This is a genomic window from Alcanivorax sp. HI0044, assembly GCF_001634945.1.
Map to the genome: position 1 here is coordinate 1 of NZ_LWEZ01000021.1, position 1,256 is coordinate 1,256.

General features: G+C 58.0%; 2 protein-coding genes. One reads left to right on the plus strand and one right to left on the minus strand.

Translation table 11 applies throughout. From position 1 onward, the window contains the following. On the minus strand, positions 1 to 541 hold a 541-nt coding region (locus A3730_RS00260), incomplete at its 3' end, for a DJ-1/PfpI family protein (RefSeq protein WP_231883787.1). A gap of 120 nt (positions 542 to 661) precedes the next feature. On the opposite strand from A3730_RS00260, the gene A3730_RS00265 reads away from it, so the two are divergent. Then, a partial coding sequence (locus A3730_RS00265; RefSeq protein WP_156500693.1) for a GntR family transcriptional regulator occupies positions 662 to 1,256 on the plus strand: 595 nt, incomplete at its 3' end.

Here is a 1,256-nt window from a genome sequence, read left to right on the forward strand (position 1 = left end):
CTCCGTTGCTGGATATCCGGTTGCGATCAACGACAACATTGCGGTCTTCGATCACATTGATGCTGGGGAACTCTCGCTGTAACCGGGGTTCGCCACCTGCCCAGGTGGTAGCGGTGTAGCCATCCAGCAAGCCGGCGTGGGCGTACAAAAACGCCCCGGAGCAATTGCTGGCCAGCCATGACGCGGTTTTTGCCTGTTCGGTAAGAAATGTTGTCAGATCAGCGTTTTTAAACAGCGAGTCCATGACATAGGAGCTGGTGACGATCAGTGCATCCAGTTTGGGACTGTCGTAAATGGTGTTGTCGACCGTCAAGCGTATCCCTTCCTCGGTAGTGACAACGGCGGCGTCTTTCTCCACGCCGATCAACAGCACTTCATAGTCTGAAAACCACGACTCTCTTGTCGCGACTCCAAACACTTCAGCTGGTGCCGTGACATCACTGGTCAGCACCTTGTCATAAACCAGAATCCCAATGCGCTGGTCTGCGGCAATGGAAGGTAATGAATACAGCGCCACGACAATCAGTATCGTGATTCTCACTATTCGTTTTTTGTTGATCATTGGGCTTTGCCTTTTGATGGAAACAGTTCATCCGAGTGCTAATCTACCGCTGTCCGGTTTGGTAAAAAGGACCAGTTTTCTATTATTAAGGAGACCAATTTGCAGTTGCATCTGGTGCTGAATGGCGAAGGGGCGTTGCAGGCCCAGCTTTACCGTGAGCTACGTCAGGCCATGCAGGATGGTCGCCTGCAGGAGGGGGAGCGGATGCCACCAAGCCGGGTGTTGTGCCGTGAACTGGGATTGTCGCGGCAGCTGGTGGTGCAGGCGTATGAGCGGCTGATTGCGGAAGGGTTTCTTTGTGCCCGGCCGGGCAGCGGTACCTTTGTGGCCCGTTTGCCTGCCAGTGAGCCGGTGTCGTTATTGCCGGCAGGTGTTAGCCCCGGGCCCCACTGGATGACGCAGCCAGTGTGGGGGAACGGGCCCGCCCGGCGTTTCAATTTTGCCGGTGGGGTGACCGAGCGGGAGCAGCTGCCGTGGCAGGCGTGGCGGCGCTGTCTGCACCGGGCGGTACGGGATCAGCAGGCGGAGACGTTGCTTTATGGTGAGGTGCAGGGGGATCTGCGTCTGCGCCTGGGGCTGGTCGATTATCTGGGCTACAGCCGTGGGCTGCCATGCAGCGCGGATCAATTGCTGATTACGCAAGGCGCGCAGCAGGGGCTGGATCTGTTGGCGCGGGTGCGCCTGGCTCCCGGGG